The sequence below is a fragment of the Microcoleus sp. B3-D2 genome (assembly GCF_036705345.1).
GTDB lineage: Bacteria > Cyanobacteriota > Cyanobacteriia > Cyanobacteriales > Microcoleaceae > Microcoleus.
Genome location: NZ_JAUBUG010000057.1, coordinates 5,601 through 25,205 on the forward strand (window position 1 = coordinate 5,601; position 19,605 = coordinate 25,205).

Consider the following 19,605-nt stretch of genomic DNA (forward strand, 5'->3'; position numbering starts at 1 on the left):
CGCGTCGCTTTTTGTCTCTCTACTAATATAACCATATCTTTCTGAAAATTGCAACCCCTAAATCAAAAAAACTTTTTAGATTGTGGGAGGGGTTGCTGAAATCGGCGAGCGAGTCTCGATCGCCCTAAAGCATCGAAACTTCCCCGATTACCTCCAAGCGCTTGAATTCACTGAGAGTGAGGTAAGTCTCCGCCAGAGTTTCGGCGATCGTCGGAGTAATCCACCCCAACTGCTTGAGCAAGTGAATCGCCACAGCAAATTGAGCACGCTTTCCTCCATCCGTCACCTTAATTGCCAAGCCCATGCCTTCGCCAACGCGGCCAATGCACTGCACCCCTTCGGCGCCGGACTTGCTCACCAATTCCCCTTGAGTCAAGCGCATCAGTTCCGTGTCAAATTTGCCCTCACCGGCAACCATCATCGGGTGATGAGTCATAGCGCGGACAATCCGCTCCATCTCCACATTGTCGCCGGAAGCCAACTTAGCGTACAAAGACGCCATTTGCCCCAACTGCAACAGATAGGTAGGAGCGCCGCAGTCGTCACGAGCGCTGATAAACTCTTCGGCAGGCATTGCCAGCAAGTCAGCCACTTTGCCCAAAATAAGCTGCTGGACAGGATGTTTGCGGCGTAAATAATTTTCCAGAGGCCAGTGCAGTTGCTGGCAGACAGCCAGCATGCCGGCGTGTTTCCCAGAGCAGTTGTATTGCAGGGCGCTCTTTTTGCCTTCGGGAATGGGGCATTGAAGTTTAGAGGGGTCAATGTCGCAGCGCCACAGTACGTTAAATACCTGGCGCGATTGCTCGATCGTACCTTGATGGGAACTGCAAATAATCGCTAAATCTCGATCGGTCAATTCGTAGCGTTCTAAAGTGCCAGTCCCCGTCACAGCCAAAGCTTGAAAAGGCTTGAGTGAAGAACGGACAAATGAGGCCGTTTCCGAGTTACCAGCAACAGACAGAACGCGCCCGCGGTTGTCGCAGACAGCGGCCTGGGCGCGGTGCCTCGATTCCACAATACCTTCGCGCAGCAATGTGACTTCCAGTTCGGGAGCTTGGGTTCGTTTTCCCCTTGTCATATCAATTTTACATTTTAGATTTTAGATTTTAGATTGGGGTTCAGGAAGTTATGAGTTGCGAGTTGTGAAATTAATCTTTTGGCGATCATTTCTGACTCATGCACCCCGTGTGTGTTGTTGGCTGTGCGCGACTATCTCAAAACTCAAAACTCCCTTCTATTCCCGATTACAAACAACTCCAAATTAGTCCCCCGGCAACCAGCAATACTGTCAAACCATAAAATGTCTGCCGCAGACGCCTGAGAATTGGTTCTAATTGGTAGTTGACAATCAACTGGTCTTGAAGCAAAACTTCGGGAGTTTTAGGCCAAGATTGACAATCGTACCAGCCAGACTCTTCGTAGACGACCGTGGGATTTGAAAGGCGCGATCGCACGTAGAACCAACCCAAGTAAAGCCGCAGCAAAGCTAATCCTAGAATAAAACCGGCACCTGCGGCACCGCACAGGACAAACTGAGCTGGATACTTGACAGGAGCAAAGCTAGAAGCAGCTATCGGCACCGATACCAAGCAACTCCAAGCCCAAACCCAAGCTAGTTTTGCCAGGTATCCGGGCCAATTGAGTGTTACCCAGCTAAAAAACCAGGATTCTTTAAGTTCTTGGTATTCATTGATCGGTCGCTGTTCTTGCGGAACGGGACAAATAGAAGCAGAAACGTTTTTCACATTAGCCATCCTCACGGCGTGGGGGAAAAGTCAATGCGTTCGGCGTGTCCCCAGAACGCTTCTAAATTGTAGAACTCCCGCTCTTGAGGCTTCAATATGTGAATGATTGCGTCGCCGTAGTCCATGACTACCCAACTAGCGTCTGATAGGCCTTGTGTACGCAGTGGCAAGCGTTGCCACTCTTCTTCCACTTGGTCTGCTATCGCTTGGGAGATGGCTCGTACCTGCACGTTGGAAAATCCGGTGATGATCGCAAAGTAGTCTGCCAAAAAGCATACTTCTGACACGCGGAGCAATACAATATCTACTGCTTTGCGGTCATCGGCTGCTTGGGCAACGGTCATGATCAGGCCACGGGCTTCGTCTGAGGAGGTGCTGTCCGTTGCTGTAGACTGGGCCCTGGAGTATTCGAGTTGGGTTAGATCTGACATTAAGTGTTTAATTTCCTAATTGATACGGTAAGGGGGAATCGGTGCGTTTTCGCGATCGGTTGTTGGCAGTTTGAGACGGGAAATAGGAGTTAGGTTGAAGCCAAAAGTAAGGACAGGATTTCTGGTAAATTTTACTTTTAACTTGTGATTTGTTCGATCGACTTTTCTGTCGAATTTCCTCTTTCCGGCGATTCGCGGGCCCTTTGCAGCGCCCAATTCCGCGTAAGTACGGTGCGGGGGTGGATGTAGCAGCGAGTTTCTAGCAAATATTTAAGAGAATAATCGCTAGTTTGCCACACCGCTGCATAAAGATTTTGCCAGCTTGCCTCGCGCAGTGCTTCTAGTTCGGCTGTGTTGCCGCGGCTCGGCTCTATGGTATCTGCTACAAATACGGTACAACTGAGCTGGCTCATGCTTGGTCTGCCGAGGGTGTGATTGGCGATGGCGTCCAAAATTTCTCGATCGACCACCCCGAATTCGTCTCTGGCGACGATCGCGCTGGCGTCTGCGTGCAGCAAATGCGGGTGTGCTTCCAACACTGAGTCTAACTCTAAACCTTCCTTCTGGGCCATTTGCAGCAGCAGTGGAGGTTTGAAGTATTTTGCCAAATCGTGCAACAAACCGGCCGATCGGGCTTTTGCTTCATCGAGGCCGTAATGGCGAGCCAAGTCACCTGCTACCTGTTCGACTCCCAGAATATGTTTGATTCGGGCAGCAGGAACGCGCTCACAGAGCCAAGCTAGGACGTTTTCGCGCGCGGGTGCAAGTGTCAAATATTAACTCCAAAATTGTATGAGCTACTATTTTAGCGTTTTGTTTCGATCGGCTGCGGTGTGGGGCGGACAGGGGTGTGGTTACTTATGGGATGGGGAGGGGTGAAGGGGGCGATCGGCTGTTTGGGAGATACGTTATCTTTTCTGGTAACTGCTGGAATATTCAAAACATTCCCTAGCTGAACAATTAGTCTAATGGACTCGCTATTTTTGGTAATTCTCTCATTTTTTCTATTTTTAGTCAGTGCTATCAAAGGTTATTTTGTCGTTGAGCCGCTGCTAGCTTCTCTGGGAATTTTTAGGATTATTTTCTTAATTTAACCTAAAAACTTTTCTAAAAATATTAATCAAAATGGCTGTAACGGGAAGTCAAAAGTCTGTTTCAGTAATCTGTATTTTACTTTTTATCGGGGTAGTCAGGGATTTCTGGATGGCGGCGGGGACAGTTCCAGTTCTCGTTTTATTGGCGACTTAAATCGCTCAACCATCAGTATTTCATTTTTTTTGTATTTATGTTAACGAACGTTATTTCTGTACTGCTAGGAACATCTTTTGGCACTCTAAGTAGGCACGATTTCAAGCGGTTATCTTATTTGGGCAGCGGCGCCAATATTTTCTCAGCATGATTCGCTGCCACCGCCGCAAATAAGGCTTCATAATGATTCAAAGCTTCCTCAAATCCGTAATTCTCTACAGCATAATTTCTGCCTTGCTCGCCCAACGTATCCACCTTAGCAGGGTGCAAGTACAAATCCTCAACAGCCTCAGCCAAAGCCTGCGGATCTTCCGGCGCAACCACCACCCCGCCACCGCTTTGCTGCACTGCTTTCTGGGCCGTACCAGTTTCGGGAACCGAAGCCAAAATTGCCCGGCCGCTGGCGAGAATTACTTGAATTTTTGAAGGCATATTGAAGTTAGTAACGCGGCGCTTTTGTACGACTAAACTAACATCAGCAGCAGCTAACAATTCGGGCAATTTTTCTCGCGGTTCAAATGGCAGCAACATTACATTATTAGCTTTGTAAGTTTCGCAATCTTGTTGCAAGCGGGCGAGTGCTGTTGATTCCCCTACTATTACAAAAGCGATTTCCGGTATGTGCTTCAAACGAGCGGCTGCTTGGACAACTGTTTGCAAGCCTTGAGTGAGGGCAATATTGCCTGCATAGAGAACGACAAATTTGCCCTTGAGTTTGTGAGTTTCTCGAAATGAGTTACTTTCCTTGGGTAAGGGACGAATGAAATTGACATCAACCCAATTGGGCACGCAAACTATTTTTTCCGGCGGTACTCCCTGAGAGTGCAATTTTTTGATAAAACCGCTGTCGATGACGCTGACTTGGCTGGCTGTGCAGTATGCCAATTTTTCCAAAGCGTCAGCAATGCGAACTAGCACTCCGTTTTTTTTGACCAAGCCGACGCGCACGGCTGCTTCTGAGACGATATCCTGAACGTTGAGGACGATCGGACAAGCGCGAATCCAGCCGTAAAAGGCGACTGGGACGCAAATCGGTAAAGGGGGCATGGTCGAGAAAATCACGTCGGGACGCCAGCCTCTGAAGGCTTGGACGGCGCTGGAGACGACAAAACTGCCGTCTAGCAAAAGTCGGTCTAGCAGGCTGGGGTGGGGGCCGTTGACGCGCAGATAGCTGCGCTGAATTGTGACGCCCTTGTGTTCTTCGGTGAGGTAAAATTTGCCCTCATATTGCGGATAAATCCGGCGCTGCGGATAGTTGGGCATTCCTGTGACGACTCGGACTTGGTGGCCGCGCTTGACTAGGCCTTGCGCTAGTTCTGTCATCAGGGGGGCAATGCCGATCGGCTCTGGATAATAGTTATAGGAATAAATTAGAATACGCATACTATTTATTTTGAAGCAAATAGTCCAGCAGCCGCGTGCATCGAGCCTGCACCCGCAGAATTGCAGAGGATGTGGTTGGGTTCCGGGTAGGACAATAGGGGGCGAGGGGATCTTCCACTCCTGGCGAAAGAAGCCGCCCTTACCGGGCGGGTATCCCGCCCTCAGATAATGTTTTTTCGCATTACCAGGCAGTTCCGGCGATCTTCGGTACGGATATAGCGAAGATCGTCTGTAAGCTTGTACATGAACACCAGTCCCCTTTCTCCTTCTCGGTCCAAAGGATCGCGTTGCTCTTGCATGATCGAGTGCAGCTTTGCTTCTAAGTTGAAGGGTTGACCCCTGTCCCAAATCCTAATTTCTAAGTAATCGGCAAACACTTTTACCTCAATGTCTATGGGCGTCGTGGGGGGCAAGTTCGGGTGAGCGTGGCGGACAGCGTTTGTAAAGCCTTCGTTGATTATCAGTCGGCACTGCCACCAGAAATCCGCTGGTATCATGGGCAAAACGATATTCTCCAACCATTCCAAAATGGATGTTAAAGCATTCAGGTCTGTTTCAACCTGCAGGTGCCACTCGGCCTTTGGTTGCTTGTCTTTCATCTTTCTTCCCCCTGGTCGGCCCCCACCACCGCTGTACTCAGCGGCGGAGGGAGAGAAAAAGGAGGGCAAGGTCTTGGCAACATATTAGTTAAGTCAAGCTTGAGTTGAAGAAGCCCGTTTTGCCTCAAGGTGAGCATTCCTTTCGCACCATTTACTCGCACAGCAAATGAGAGACTTCCGATACTGTAAGCCGCCTCGGTAGGGCGTTTAAATAGGGAAAATTCCCGAGTCAGCTTGCGAGGAAGTGATTTAAGCTTCGACCGTGTTAGCAGTCGTTACTTTTCTAAACACAGGTGAGTTCTTCTCGTCCTCGAAAATCATGCTGGGAGCATTCGAGTATGACCTCGAACTCGCCAATTGCTAATTATTAATGCTCTGATTGCAGAGCTGGCAACTAGCTTGGCATTTTCTGGGCGTGTGAATTTTAACACTTAATGCTAACGTAGGTATCGCTAGCGATCGTCTGCTTGACTAAGTATCGAGTTCGAGTTCCCGCCCCCCGTCGGCAACAGCACCTCAAAGTTCAGCGGTGGGTTGTTGAGGGTTCCTACACAGCGCCACTATTTTTGTTAAACAGGACTGTTATAGTTTTGACAATTAGTTTGAGGTCATACACCAGGCTCCAGTTTTGTTGGTATTTTAAATCTAAACGGATGACATCTTCAAAATCGCGGACTTGAGAGCGACCGTTGACTTGCCATTCCCCTGTCATCCCGGGTTTGACATCCAAACGCTGCCACTGAGGGACTTCGTAACGCTCAACTTCGTCTGGGGTAGGCGGTCTAGTGCCAACTAGACTCATTTCGCCTTTGAGCACGTTCCAAAACTGCGGCAGTTCGTCGAGGCTGGTTTTGCGTAAGATGCGCCCGACTTTGGTAATCCGCGGGTCGTTGTCATTTTTGAAAAATGCGCCAGAAGCCTGGTTTTTGATTTGGGCTTTCATGGCTTCGGCGTTGGTACACATCGATCGAAATTTCCAAATCCGAAATTGTCTGCCCATCCAGCCACAGCGGGTTTGACCGAAAAATATCGGGCCTGGATCGTTGATAGTGATGGCTGCAGCTATGGGTACGAGCAAAATTCCTGTAATCATCAAACCGACTATTGCCCCAACAATGTCTATCAGCCGCTTCACCCACGATTGCACTGAGGGGTGGGTCATCGGTAGCTGATTGTCCGAGGGGTTGGTCTCTGTCGGAGTTGAGGTTGCAGAGGGCTGCTCGATCGTCAGCACTTGATCTAGGCTGGTGAGAGCAAATACTGCCATCACCTGCGGCTTGAGGCTTCGGAGCACCAAGTCGCTACCACGCTGTTTGGCAAATTTCAGATTGCTGACTAACGCACCGATCCCGCTACTGTCGATGAATGTCGTCTGACTGAAGTCTAGGACAATCTTGCTGGGAACGGTGCTGCCCGAAAAGAGTTGCTGGCAGGTTGTCTTGAAGTTTACGGCTTCAAGTACGCTCAAGCGCACGGGTATGTGAACTGAGGGAATCTCGTCGGAGTACGTTACCCGAAAATCTGCCTCTGGGGTGTGACTGACCATGAAGTCCTAGTTTCAAATTTCAAGCTGATGTCTTTAGCCTATTCTGTCCTAGCAGCTCCTCCTTATGCTAGCTTTATAAAAACTTTATAAAAACGCCTGCCAACTCGCCCCCCGAGAATGATATCAAAGGCAAAAATAGACTTGAGTCTACCAGTGCCAGTTTTGGTCCAAAGATTTTTGAACGCAGTCGCGGCCAAACTTTGACATCGGAATCAAGATTTTTGTGGATTCAGGCCGACTAATCTTGTCGTTAATCATTTTGGTGCCTGTCTTGCACCGGATAGCCATCGCAGTTAACAGTTAACAGCTAACACACAAGTCAACAGTTAACGGTTAACTGGAAAACCCCCGTAACAAGCGTCGGGGGATGAGGTTAAGAATTGTAGACGTTTTCTGACTGGGAGGTTTCGCGGGTGATGGGTTTGACTTTGGCTTTGGCTTTGGCTGCGTTGCGTTTGAGGGCCTGGAGACGAGCTTCGTATTTAGCCCGCTGCTGTTTTTTGGAGGTTTGCTCGATTAAGGTTTTTAAGGCGCTGCCGAGGCTTTTGTAGGCGTTTGGAAGAGTGTAGCCGAAGCGGGTTGCCAGGGCGAGGGCTTTTTCGTCGGCCTCTACTGCTTCTTTTAAACTTTTCTCTCCGTTGTTTTTTTGGAAAAGTCTCCAGCCCGAGACGCCGCACAGGGATAGGGCCAGTAACAGCAGCAAGCCGTCTTGCACCCAAAGTTCGCCGACAGCGCCGCCTAAACCAATGGCGAGGGCTGCCATTTCCCAACCGTCTCTGGGGATGGTGTCGTTTTGGATTCTGGCGACTTCGTGCCAAAATAGGAGGTTCCGCTGATCTATTGCTAGCTGTTCCCAGCGGATCAGGTCTATTTGGATTTCTACCTGGTCTTTGCCTATTTCTTCGCTGCGGATCAGGGTAGGATTAACTTCTATTGTTTTTTCTACTGTTACCCAACTTTGGAGTTCTGGGGGCAGTATGTTTTTCAAGCGCCGGATCTCACTCATCTCGGCTCTTGCTGTAGAGGTTGCATAGGATGTCATAGCTCCGGCCTATTGATTTTGCAAAGGTTAATATGTGTCTATTTCTGGAGTATAGCAAACCTTGAATCCAAATATAGTCGAGTAACAGGGGTCGATCGACCAATACTTGCAATTTTAGTTGATTTTACTCTGTGGGCGCGATCGCAACTGCCTGCTCGATAATTGACTTTCGACTATTTCATCAGCGTTTCGATTTCTTGTAGCAATTTCGACCAAGCCGACAAAACTTCCGGCTTAGAAGTTATGCCTTTTTGAACTAAAACAACTCCGTCCAATTCTTCAGCAATTCCCTACAAACCTCGCAGTAGAGATTCATCGGTAAGACGCACCCCCTCAACTCTACCTCTGTCAATCGGAGGTTTTAAATTCTTCTGCTGTAAATGCCACAAGCCCAGAAACTCATAATCGACAGCAACAGTTTTTTCGTCTTTCTCTATAAACTGCATCACTTCTAAACAAATTATTTTCTGGCTGTCAAAAGCGGAGAAACTATAGCTACTCTAAATCCTTGTTACAATATAATCATATTTTGTTCACCTTAGTAAAATTGGATATTATCAAGGTAAAAATTAAAATAATTTATTAAGTAGGTTAAAATTTGGGAAATAAAATAACAGCCGATAACAAGGTTATTACCTTATATGCCCATCCTTTCTGCATGGTTTTACTCTGAGTTCTAAGAAGCAAATAAACAACAATTTATTGGGCATTTTGACGGTGATTTACCGTAGTGTTACCTTTTAACAAGCTGCTGCATTTTTTGACCTTGAGGATAGCTAGCACCCTCCCCTATCAAGAAAGCTTCTGTTAGACATCAAGTGTTTTTCTAGTTTTGATATATTCCGTTTTTCCGGTTGAGATAGCCACTGGATGCGGAAACCTGTTGCTTAGTTAAATAGCTTTTTAACAATTTTTTAATGTCGTGATTATCGACGAAGTATTTTCTGTGAGTGTGTGCAATAAAACTTGTTTCAACGTCTATTTTTTTAAAAAAAGTAGCGATAATTAAATTAGTGTATTATGAGTATAATAGCTTGTTTTATGTTACATTTCTGGATATTTTTTAGGGTACATAAAGTTGTGCAAGTCTTCTTTTTCTCCCCACATTCTCTCTTTTTTTTCCTTGTGTAAAATTCATTTTTTTCTCTTTTTTTGCTACATGAGCGCGATCGCCCACAGTCGGGTGTTCGATCGCGCACAGTAGCGAGTCGGAGCGCGCACAGTGGCACTAACTACTGGTCTACCCCTTTTATTCTTGCAGTGGATCTTACCACTTTTCGGGGATTTACACACATCCTTCAGACGCGATTTAAATGATTAAAGTGACTTGAGAAGACCGCTTTCTAACTGATAAATTGCTGCCATGATTCCGCTTTCAGGATTTGTGAGCAGCGACTTTTTGACATCTTTTAAGTATTCTACAATATGTTCCCGCAAAATAGGTCTTTCTACTGTGACTGTGTGATTATAATCCCACAAATCCCAAATGATAATTCCGATGCCGACAATCGGGTCGATTAAACTTACTCCCAACTGACTAGCCACTGTACCGCCTGTTTTTGTGGCTACCTTGGCGGCGGCTTTGCTGGCTACTTTTGCGGTAACTTTACTACCAACTTTAGCTGCGACTCCCAAAATTAAGGGTTTAGCAACCAAGTAACCGCTACCGCCAACTAATACTTTTAAGGATAAATTCGAGACGTTTCCTTTGTCGCTAATTGTGGTAGCAATATCGTTCAGATATTTGTCCCACTGTACCTGCGGTATGCTATAATTGTTTTGAACTACTTTCACATTTTTGCTAACTTCTGATATGTACAAATTAGCAGTATCTTGAGTAATTAATTGAAAGCGCAGTTGAGCATTTTTTGGCACCAGCACGCGGTTAGCAAATTCTCTTTGAAAGTCTTCGGTTAATTTTTCGGAAACAGCACGAGATGCTGCTGTCATATCAAATCTGTTCAGTACGGCAGATTTCACAAAATTAAAAGGTACGGTAAACTCCATCTTTTTTTGGTTGAAGTAATCGAAATACCAATCGAGGAAACTGTTGTCAACCCGCGCGATTACTTCTGTTTCCCATTTGTCCAACTCTTTAGATGCGAAAGTTTCGGCAGTTATATGGGATTGTTGGATGGCGTTTTTAACGTCTTGGTTGACTTTTCTAAAATCGTGTGGCGGCGATACTACAACTGCTGTGGTTCCTGTATTTGTTAGTGACTGGGAAATTAGAAAGTTACCTAATAGGGGAATGATGACTACTAAAATTACGATCGTCCAAATCATCGGTGTTACAGTTTTGATAAACTGACCGATAACTCTGAGGCGTTCTGTTTTCTCTGAATAGCTAATTTCTTCCTTGTCTTGACTCATGGCGGTTTCTCAACTGATGAGAGTTGGGCTAGTTTCGATTATAGGCGATCGTACCTGCGATCGTGTTACGGGCGTGTGGCATGGGATTCTGGAAAGGTTGAGGAAAAGTGCGATCGCCCACACAGTCTTATTATAGCAAGCTGTTTTTCGGAGCGTACTCAAATACCAAGTCCTGTATTATTGTTAATTTTCATTTGTGAAAGGAGGCTGTTAAGTCTCATTTCTGAAGTGCTCTGCTTCTGTAATTTCATGTTATACTACCAAAATGACACGTAATACATAACCTTCAAAATTAAACGGAGAATCGCTATGAAACAAACCCTTCAAGAAATTTACTGCGATGAATCAGGTTTCACTGGTAACGCTCTTCTTGACAAAGAGTCCACTTTTTTTGCTTATGCAAGTGTAGCAATTAACCATGAAGAAGCTACGGAATATGTAAATAATATAATACAAAAATATAAGCTACAAGGGGGCGAATTAAAAGGTCGAAACCTTCTTAACTCTCCCAAGGGCAAAAAGGTAATAGCTGAGATATTGAATACCTTTAAAGATCGCATAAAAGTAGGTGTTTATCATAAAAAATTTAACTTGGCTTGCAAATTTTATGAATATATATTTGAGCCACCTCTCTCAGAAAAAAGCTCTCTATTTTATCAAATAGAATTTAACAAATTTATCAGCAACATTTTATATCTAGACATTAAATGTCAGAGTGATGATGCTGAAAAAATTTTTAGCGATTTTCAAAAGCTTATGAGAAGTTTGGAGGACACAGAACTTAACGCTCTCTTTAGTTCTTCACAAACACCTGATATTTCGCCTACACTCGACGACATAAAAACTTTTTGTATTCATCATAGAAATACGATCGATCAAGAATTAAACTCTTTACGAGGAACTGATATAGGCAAGTGGATTTTAGAGCTTTCGACCTCGGCTTTGTTTTCTATTCTCTGTGACTGGGGAAAAGAGTTTAACCAACTTAAAGTTTTTTGTGATGTTAGTAAACCACTCAAAGAAAACAATAGACTGTTCGAGCCTATGATTGTGAAAGAGAATAAGATTGATATTGACTTTTGTCAAGGAGTAGAAGAACCTATTATATTTAATCTATCCCAAGAAGTAAAATTCGTGGAATCCCATAAATTTCCTGGCATACAAATAGCTGATGTTGCTGCGGCTGCTTGTGCTTCTGCTTTTAAAGAAGATTTCAACCAAAATAAAGAAAGCTGGATAGAGCATATACCTGGTATTGTAGGTAGCCACTTAGTGATTCCTGATTTGAGTTACATCGACCTAAATACATTGGATGCCACCAGAAATTGTCTGTTGTTAAAATATTTGGTGGAGAGAAGTATCAACAAACAGCCATTGCTCGATGGAATAGAAGAGTTTTTATTGTGGGTTACTCGTTCTTTACTCCATCCGAACGCTTTTGTGGTACCTGGCTCTGACTATATACCTTTCTAGTAGTTAGAAGTAAAGCATCAACAGACTAACACTACAGCACGCTCTTCATAAAGTAATAGGAGCAATCGCGCGATTGCCTCTCAATACTAGCCCGCCTGCGCGGGCTAGGTTGTTGTAGCGATGGGTTTCAACATCGGCCTTCAACCTATGGGATATTTAAAAAACCCGGTTTCTTGGAGAAACCGGGTTTTTAATTGAAGGCTAAAAACGATTAAACCTGAGCCTCATTCTTCACCAAATTACCCCAACCCAAATCCTTGAGCGAATTATTCCGGCGCAACGGACGAGTCACCAACTCCAAAATATCCCGCGCATTACCAAAGCCGTGAATCTGAGCAAAAGTAAACTCAACAGACCACTTAGTATTAATCCCCCGCGCTTCCAAAGGATTAGCGTGAGCCATACCAGTAATCACCAAGTCAATATTCTGCTCGTAAATCCGCTGCAACTGATTGTAATTGTCCGGTTTCTCCACAATCCGAGGAGTAGGAACTCCCATCTCGTGACAAGTCTTTTCTAACAAAGCCAACTCTGCCGCCTGATAGCGCTTGTCCATGTAAGGAATGCCGATTTCCGGGCAAGTCATGCCGCAGCGAATCAAGAAACGTGCTAAAGAAATCTCTAGCAAATTGTCGCCCATAAAGAAGACTGATTTGCCGCGAATTATTTGCAGGTAATCTTCCAAACCAGCCCAAATTTGCGCTTCCCGTTCGTCCAAACCTTTTGGTTCAATTCCCAACACTGAGCAAATCTTTTCAATCCAAGCGCGAGTTCCGTCAGGGCCGATCGGGAATGGCGCACCAATTAGCTTACACTTGCGGCGGCGCATCAACGTAGAAGCAGTGCGCGACAAGAACGGATTCATGCCAGATACATAATAACCTTCTTCCAAGACTGGCAATTCAGTGTAGCGCTTGGAAGGAAGCCAACCGGAAACTTTGATTCCTTGCTTCTTCAATTCTAGAGTTAGCTGAGTAACAACCGGGTCGGGCAAAGAACCAAAAAGTACCAGCGGCGTGTGCTTGACATATTCCGATTCATCTGCTGCAACTTCCTCTTTTTTCTTACCGAAATTCAGCAGTTGAGAGATAGCATTGCGTTCTTGTTTCTGAGATTCCATCACGGGCGCTTTCTCAGGGCATTTAGCAGCCATCGCTGCTAAAACGGTATCTTCCCCTTGAGTAAAAGCGTAATCCAAGCCGTTAGCGCGAGCCGTGACGATGGGAATGCCAATTTCTGCTTCGAGTTTCGGCGCTAACCCTTCCAAATCCATTTTGATGATTTCGGTGGTGCAAGTGCCGATCCAAACAATTACACTCGGGTTACGATCGCGCTTAATTTGCAAGCACAGCCGCTTCAACTCATCATAATCGTTTAACTGAGCGGAAATATCGCCTTCTTCCAACTCAGCCATCGCATAGCGAGGCTCAGCAAAAATCATCACGCCCATTGCGTTTTGCAAGAAATAGCCGCAAGTCTTGGTACCGATTACCAAGAAAAAGCTATCTTCAATTTTTTGATAAAGCCAAGCTACGCAGCTAATCGGACAAAATGTGTGATAATTGCCTGTTTCGCATTCAAAGTTTAAAGCTTCCGGTTCATTAGTAGTAATAGCAGTCATATGTCAAATCTTCTCCGTTTAAATTGTTTTTCGTCTCGAACAGGACTTGCGGCGGAGCGAGGAAACACCTGGATTTTGCGATCGTCTCGGCGATCTCGCCCAGGAGAGGAATAGGTTGTTTTTCCTCTCGATCGCGAACAGGCGCAGTGGCGAGAAAACACCTGTTTTGCCGGATCGCGACGCACAGTCAACAATAAATAGAAATACCTATTTTTGGGCTAATTCCTCTGAAAAATAGATGCAGCCAACTCAATATTTCCCCAGCCGCAGCATCCAAAATTGGAGCTAAAAAATTCTGCGCGAGGGCTTATAATCCCTCACAGCAGGGATTTAGTTTTCTTCAACTCGCTAAGGCAAAAATCCTTTTGGCAGTTGTGAGGTGGAGCTAATTAAAAATTAACAACTCGCAACTCACAACTCACAACTAGAGCGGGAAACTTCAAGACTAGAACAGATGCGGGCGATCGCAACAACCTCACTTAAAATCCGACAAAAAGCCAGAAATTTCTTCATCCTCATCGTCGGAATCCAAATCACCGAGACCTAGAGCATCTAAATCATCTTCATCGGGATCTCCGGTAGTTGCTTCCCCCAGATCGTCGAGTCCGAGATCGTCGAGGTCATCGTCATCAGATACAGAGAAATCGTCAATACCGTCATCGTCCAAGTCGCCCAGATCCATGTCTAGGTCATCTGAGGTCGCTGTCCCAAAAGGATCGGGTATTTCTTCGGCGACAAACTCTGCATCTTCTTCCCCAAACGGATCGGAAATCCCCGCTTCGAGATCTCCAGAGGTCAAACTCCCAAATTGTGAGGCTTCTTCTTCCTCGTCATCGCCGAGGTCGAGACCGCCCAAACCCGAGGCTTCTTCTTCCTCGTCATCGCCGAGGTCGAAACCGTCCAAACCCGAGGCTTCTTCTTCCTCGTCATCGCCGAGGTCGAGACCGCCCAAACCCGAGGCTTCTTCTTCCTCGTCATCGCCGAGGTCAAGACCGCCCAAACCCGAGGCATCTTCCTCATCGTCGTCGCCTAGGTCGAAGTCAGATACGGCATCTTCCTCGTCGTCGCCGAGGTCGAAGTCGGATACGGCGTCTTCCTCATCGTCACCCATATCGAAGTCAGATACCGCGTCTTCCTCATCGTCCCCGAGGTCGAGACCGTCCAAAGCCGAGGCTTCTTCCTCATCGTCGTCCATGTCGAAGTCGGAGACTGCTTCTTCCTCATCGTCGTCCATGTCGAAGTCGGAGACTGCTTCTTCCTCGTCATCGCCCAGGTCGAAGTCGGAGACTGCTTCTTCCTCGTCATCGCCCAGGTCGAAGTCGGATACGGCGTCTTCCTCGTCATCGCCCAGGTCGAAGTCGGATACGGCGTCTTCCTCAAACTCATCGAAGGATTCGTCGTCGGAGCTCAGTGCTGACGCAGCAGCAGCCAGACCGGCGGCTCCGGCGACTCCGGCGACTACTCCGGCTGCTGCTAAGGCCGCACCGCCCAATTTATTAGATTTGGCATCAGCGGGTGCAGCAGTTGCAGTTTGAGCTGCTGCGGGTGCAGCAGTTGCAGTTTGAGCTGCTGCGGGTGCAGCAGTTGCAGTTTGAGCCGCTGCGGGTGCAGCAGTTGCAGTTTGAGCCGCTGCGGGTGCAGCAGTTGCAGTTTGAGCTGCTGCGGGTACAGCAGTTGCAGTTTGAGCTGCTGCAGGTGCAGCAGTTGCAGTTTGAGCTGCTGCGGGTGTTGGAGATGTGCCGGCCGTCTGCGGCGCGATATTTGAGGGCATACCCAGCGCTATGTCCGGGTCAAAATTTAGCCCCAACACTTCGATCAGGCTGTCTGCATCCGGCTTGAGTTTTGAGAAGGGCAGCATTAATTGCTGGAGTTCCGGCTCCAGGGCAGCCGCAATTCCCAGGATGAGGTAAGAAACAGGCCTTTTCCCGCCGTCGGGTGTGGCGACCGTGTTGTCAGCCGTCATGTGCAGGAGCAGCCAAGCCCGATTTACCTGGTAGTAGTCCAACCACTTCTGTTTGAGAGCAACTGAAAAAGTATCAAAAAAAGCCATAACCTCTTTATCCTCATCCTGATCGCTAGACCTATTAAACCATCATCAGGTCTAGCTCATCTTCCTCCTTCTTGACCACCGGTTGCACTGGATTTAGATAAAAATCTGAAAGTAAGGCGAATAATTCGCGATCGGGCGTGTCGTTGGGCACTACTCCTTCGGGCATTGCCAAAATCTGGTCAGCGATGTTGAGGTAGTAATCGCAGACGTAGTTGAGGGAAGGATCGCTTTCGGCCATCTCAAACAATGTTTTGCCTTTGACGCGAGAAACGCGGATGTCTTCAATCAGGGGCAGCACTTCCAGCACTGGCATCGGTACAGAGTCTATGTACTTGTCGATCAAGTCGCGCTTTGAGGTGCGGTTGCCAATTAAACCGGCGAGCCGCAACGGGTGAGTGCGGGCTTTTTCGCGGACTGAGGCGGCGATGCGGTTGGCTGCAAATAAAGCGTCGAACCCGTTGTCGGTAACAATCATGCAGTAATCGGCGTAGTTCAAGGGGGCTGCAAAACCGCCGCACACTACGTCACCGAGCACGTCGAACAGGATGATGTCGTATTCGTCGAAGGCATTGAGTTCTTTGAGGAGTTTGACGGTTTCACCGACTACATAGCCGCCGCAGCCAGCTCCTGCGGGAGGGCCACCTGCTTCTACGCAGTCAACGCCGCCGTAGCCTTTGTATATGACATCTTCGGGCCAAACGTCTTCGTAGTGATAGTCCTTTTGCTGAAGGGTGTCAATAATTGTGGGGATCAAGAAGCCAGTGAGGGTAAATGTGCTGTCGTGCTTTGGATCGCAACCGATTTGCAAAACTTTCTTGCCGCGCTTGGCTAGGGCAACGGAGATGTTGCAGCTTGTTGTCGATTTGCCAATTCCACCTTTTCCGTAAACTGCGAGTTTCACTCTTTGTTCTCCTATAGGTTTCTATCAAAACGATGAGGGCTGGCTTTTCATGCTTTTTTTCGATCGCCCAATTGCAATAGCCCAATTGCAATTCCCTTACTGTCAGTCGATTTGAGATTTCAGATTTGAGATTAAAGAATGGACTCCACAGATGAATCTGGGGCTTCTCTCTAACTAAAATTTTCGATCTCGACGACTTTTGTTTGGGGCTTGTATCCGTCTTTGGGTTAGGCCAATTTTGGACTCAGCCCTTAGTCACCTCGTTGAAAGCATTATTAGCTAACTTGCGAGGAAAAGAAAGGGGGCGTGTAAATGAAAATGCTAGTAAATTGGTTTATTTTGCACCTGTGAGAATCTTAACGGGTTTTTTGAGACAAAAATCTATTTTTATAATTTTTTTAGCTTTTAAATTGATTTTAGAATACTTTCTTAATATAAAGAGGTACAAAAATAAAACAAAAATTAACTTCTAAAACAATCTGGGCTTTTGGCTTTGGGGCTAGGATGCAGGCAGTTGATGGCTTGTGCGGGTAACTGGAACGGTCATAAAGGCGCTAGTGGATGAGGCAAACTCGAAGTGAGTTCGGATCAGTTGGGTCAGGGGAGGGCAAAGTTATGGGATTTTAGATTTTAGATTTGAGATTTTAGATTGGGAAAGATTGACTTTGCTTGGGTTTCTGGTGTTTTGTAAAAAATTGTGAATTTTTAGGAAATGGTGGAAAGTCGGAGAGTGGGGGAGTGAGTCGGCCAGAGGGAGAGTGCATGGGGAGAGTGGGGGAGTGGGAGAATATGATGTCTTCCCCATCACTACTGATACCAGTTGAAAAAAAGAATGCAACTGTAGGCCCGCGATCCAAACCCCGGGCTTCATGAGTCATTTCCCATCCTTAAATTGTTCAATCTAAAATCTAAAATCTAAAATCGTATGACTGCTGACTAATGACCGCTGACAATCGGAATCTCGATCGCAAATTCAGTGCCCCGTCCAGCTTCCGAAACGCAGTCGAGCCGCCCCCCGTGCTGTTCGACGACTAAATGGTAAGAAATCGACAGTCCCAACCCAGTGCCCTTGCCGACTGGTTTGGTAGTAAAAAACGGGTCAAATAATTGGCGGCGAATCTCCTCCGGTATGCCCCGCCCGTTGTCGGAAATGCGGATCGCCACAAAATCGCCACCCACAACTTCAGTGCGAATTGTAATAGTGGGAACAGTCAATGGAGAATTAGGATTTGACAGGGCTGAATTTTTCGCATTTCTCGTCGCCCATTCTCCTTTCTGGATTTCTTCATCCAAAGCATCAATAGCATTGCCGATAATATTCATGAACACCTGATTGATCTGACCGGCACAGCACTCGATGGGGGGCAAATTGCCATATTCTTTAATAATCTGGATAGCTGGATGTCCGCCGTGGGCTTTGAGTCGGTGCTGCAAAATCAACAAAGTGGTTTCGAGTCCCTCGTGAATGTCAACGAGCTTGACGTTAGATTGATCCGATCGCGAAAAATTACGCATCGACACAACTATTTGGCGGATGCGCTCGGTTCCTACTTGCATAGAAGACACTAGCTTAGATAAGTCTTCTACCAAAAAATCGATTTCCATCTCTGCTGCTGCTTCCCGAATTTCCGAGACTGGTTCGGGATAGTGCTGCTGGTAAAGTTCCAACAGTTGGATCAATTCTTTGATGTAGTGGCTGGCGTGGGAAAGGTTGCCGTAGATAAAATTAACAGGATTGTTAATTTCGTGAGCGATACCGGCAATCATTTGTCCCAAAGAAGACATTTTTTCGGTTTGCACCAATTGAGTTTGAGTTTGCTGCAACTTTCGCACAGTTTCCTCTAATTGCTGCGCTTGATTTTTCAAGCAAGTTTGCTTTCGCCGCAGCACTTCTTCGACTCGCTGGCGCTTGATAATATCCCGTCTCAACAATTCATTGGATTCTAAAAGTTGAGCGGTGCGTTCTTCAACTTGTTTTTTTAAGTCGTCGTGAGCTTGGCGCAGGGCTTCTTGGGCCCGCTGCCGCTCTAAAATTTCTTGCTGCAAAAGTTCGTTGGCTTTCTGCAATTGGGTGGCTCGATCGTCCACTGCTTGCTGCAAAAGCTCGATCGTCCCGTACATTTCAGATTGGTTAAAAACTTGCGGCAAACTTGTCTGAGAGACAATGCCCAAAAGTTCTCCCTGGCTGCCAACTACTACCAAACGGCGGACGCAGTGCCGCTGCATGGACTGGTGGACACTCCAGAGGGAATCGGCGGGAGATACGCAAAATAAAGGCGCACTCATGACCATTGCAGCCGGGATTTCCGAGAGGTTGAGTTCGAGGGCGTGAAACTGCACGATGTCGCGCTCGGTGACAATGCCGATCGGAATTTGATAATTTGGTGTTGGTGCGATCGCCAGCTCGGGATGCTGAATTTGCTCTTGGACAATGACGACGCAACTAACTCGATGCTTGACCATGAGCTGGGCTAAATCGAGGGCTGAGGCAGTTGTTGGGGCAGAAATGACTTCTTTAGTCATGACATCTGCTGCACAGCGCAAATTGGTTAGCAAGTTAATCGGTTGCAGGGCTTCGTGAATCGCTTCGCGGGTGATGATGCCCAGAAGTCGCGAGTCCTCGTCCACTACGGGCAAATGCCGGATCTGGTGCTGGCGCAACATGAACATAGCTGTGAAAATATCTTGAGACTCGGATTGTTTGAGGGTAATGGGCGATCGAGTCATTACATCAGCAATTGTCAGTCCGACTGTACAAGCTGCGACGGTAGTTAGCTTGACGATATCCCGTTCTGTAAAAATGCCGATCGGTCGATTATCTTCCACGACTATGACGCAACTGCGCTTGGCTGCGCTAGCAACAGCGTTTTGTTTTTCCCCACAAAGCTGACAGGAGACGCGCATCGGGTTCATGAGAGCCAACACTGGGGCGATCGGGGTTTCTGGAGCGACGGTGAGGGGGTGGCGGTCGATCGCCCGATCTAAAGGTGAGGAGTAGAGCGGTTGGCTGTTGGGCCGTCCGGCGGGTTCTGATGATTTAATTACGGGCAATTGCGGGGCTGAATTGACGAAATGCTGTAATTTTTCTTCTTGTAGCATGATTATTAATTTTACTTAATGAGTTGTTACAAAGTTGCAGACGGGGGTTGGCAGACTTAGCATTAATTAACCCGGTCACAGATGCTGGCTCGCC

The 19,605-nt window shown here is 46.9% G+C and carries 17 protein-coding genes; 2 read left to right on the forward strand and 15 right to left on the reverse strand.

Translation table 11 applies throughout. The features are described 5' to 3' along the window. Nucleotides 1-124: 124 nt before the first annotated feature. The 11 genes from QUB14_RS20425 to QUB14_RS20475 all read right to left on the reverse strand — a co-directional run bounded on the left by QUB14_RS20425 (nt 125) and on the right by QUB14_RS20475 (nt 10,367). A complete protein-coding gene (locus tag QUB14_RS20425; protein WP_333218772.1) occupies nt 125-1,078 on the reverse strand; it encodes an asparaginase in 954 nt (317 codons plus the stop codon). A 166-nt stretch (nt 1,079-1,244) separates the two neighbouring features. Continuing rightward, the gene (locus tag QUB14_RS20430; RefSeq protein WP_333218773.1) at nt 1,245-1,754 is read right to left on the reverse strand and encodes a CGLD27 family protein; all 510 of its coding nucleotides are present in this window, start codon (nt 1,752-1,754) and stop codon (nt 1,245-1,247) included. Nucleotides 1,755-1,756: 2 nt separating this feature from the next. After that, nucleotides 1,757-2,176: a ribosome silencing factor gene (gene rsfS / locus QUB14_RS20435; RefSeq protein ID WP_333218774.1), complete on the reverse strand. Its 420-nt coding sequence runs from the start codon at nt 2,174-2,176 to the stop codon at nt 1,757-1,759. Between the two features lie 137 nt (nt 2,177-2,313). Next, the gene (yqeK, locus tag QUB14_RS20440) at nt 2,314-2,949 is read right to left on the reverse strand and encodes a bis(5'-nucleosyl)-tetraphosphatase (symmetrical) YqeK (protein ID WP_333218775.1); all 636 of its coding nucleotides are present in this window, start codon (nt 2,947-2,949) and stop codon (nt 2,314-2,316) included. Nucleotides 2,950-2,981: 32 nt separating this feature from the next. Next, nucleotides 2,982-3,116 (reverse strand): hypothetical protein, encoded by a 135-nt coding sequence (locus QUB14_RS20445; RefSeq protein ID WP_333218776.1) that lies wholly within the window; start codon nt 3,114-3,116, stop codon nt 2,982-2,984. Nucleotides 3,117-3,538: 422 nt separating this feature from the next. After that, entirely contained in the window at nt 3,539-4,807 is a 1,269-nt protein-coding gene (locus tag QUB14_RS20450; protein ID WP_333218777.1) for a WcaI family glycosyltransferase, read from the reverse strand. A gap of 161 nt (nt 4,808-4,968) precedes the next feature. Further along, a complete protein-coding gene (locus tag QUB14_RS20455) occupies nt 4,969-5,406 on the reverse strand; it encodes an ATP-binding protein (RefSeq protein ID WP_333218778.1) in 438 nt (145 codons plus the stop codon). A 547-nt stretch (nt 5,407-5,953) separates the two neighbouring features. Continuing rightward, the gene (locus tag QUB14_RS20460) at nt 5,954-6,952 is read right to left on the reverse strand and encodes a sugar transferase (protein WP_333218779.1); all 999 of its coding nucleotides are present in this window, start codon (nt 6,950-6,952) and stop codon (nt 5,954-5,956) included. A 373-nt stretch (nt 6,953-7,325) separates the two neighbouring features. After that, the gene (locus tag QUB14_RS20465) at nt 7,326-7,994 is read right to left on the reverse strand and encodes a DUF3318 domain-containing protein (RefSeq protein ID WP_333218780.1); all 669 of its coding nucleotides are present in this window, start codon (nt 7,992-7,994) and stop codon (nt 7,326-7,328) included. Between the two features lie 290 nt (nt 7,995-8,284). Beyond that, on the reverse strand, nt 8,285-8,440 hold the full coding sequence (locus tag QUB14_RS20470) for a hypothetical protein (RefSeq protein WP_333297294.1): 156 nt from the start codon (nt 8,438-8,440) through the stop codon (nt 8,285-8,287). An 871-nt stretch (nt 8,441-9,311) separates the two neighbouring features. Further along, nucleotides 9,312-10,367, reverse strand: coding sequence for a hypothetical protein (locus tag QUB14_RS20475; protein WP_333218782.1), 1,056 nt, complete (start codon nt 10,365-10,367; stop codon nt 9,312-9,314). On the opposite strand from QUB14_RS20475, the gene QUB14_RS20480 reads away from it, so the two are divergent. Beyond that, entirely contained in the window at nt 10,366-10,503 is a 138-nt protein-coding gene (locus QUB14_RS20480) for a hypothetical protein (RefSeq protein WP_333218783.1), read from the forward strand. The two genes, QUB14_RS20475 and QUB14_RS20480, sit on opposite strands and share 2 nt — an antisense overlap. A gap of 173 nt (nt 10,504-10,676) precedes the next feature. Then, on the forward strand, nt 10,677-11,840 hold the full coding sequence (locus QUB14_RS20485) for a DUF3800 domain-containing protein (RefSeq protein ID WP_333218784.1): 1,164 nt from the start codon (nt 10,677-10,679) through the stop codon (nt 11,838-11,840). Nucleotides 11,841-12,051: 211 nt separating this feature from the next. Here QUB14_RS20485 and QUB14_RS20490 read toward each other — a convergent pair whose 3' ends face one another. The 4 genes from QUB14_RS20490 to QUB14_RS20505 all read right to left on the reverse strand — a co-directional run bounded on the left by QUB14_RS20490 (nt 12,052) and on the right by QUB14_RS20505 (nt 19,511). After that, nucleotides 12,052-13,461 carry a ferredoxin:protochlorophyllide reductase (ATP-dependent) subunit N gene (locus QUB14_RS20490; protein WP_199297522.1) on the reverse strand — a complete coding sequence of 470 codons (1,410 nt, stop codon included), beginning with the start codon at nt 13,459-13,461 and terminating at the stop codon, nt 12,052-12,054. A 475-nt stretch (nt 13,462-13,936) separates the two neighbouring features. Beyond that, nucleotides 13,937-15,511 carry a DUF5331 domain-containing protein gene (locus tag QUB14_RS20495; RefSeq protein WP_333218785.1) on the reverse strand — a complete coding sequence of 525 codons (1,575 nt, stop codon included), beginning with the start codon at nt 15,509-15,511 and terminating at the stop codon, nt 13,937-13,939. Between the two features lie 34 nt (nt 15,512-15,545). After that, a complete protein-coding gene (gene bchL / locus QUB14_RS20500; RefSeq protein WP_006634709.1) occupies nt 15,546-16,412 on the reverse strand; it encodes a ferredoxin:protochlorophyllide reductase (ATP-dependent) iron-sulfur ATP-binding protein in 867 nt (288 codons plus the stop codon). Between the two features lie 936 nt (nt 16,413-17,348). Then, nucleotides 17,349-19,511 carry a CBS domain-containing protein gene (locus QUB14_RS20505; protein ID WP_333218786.1) on the reverse strand — a complete coding sequence of 721 codons (2,163 nt, stop codon included), beginning with the start codon at nt 19,509-19,511 and terminating at the stop codon, nt 17,349-17,351. Nucleotides 19,512-19,605: the final 94 nt, after the last annotated feature.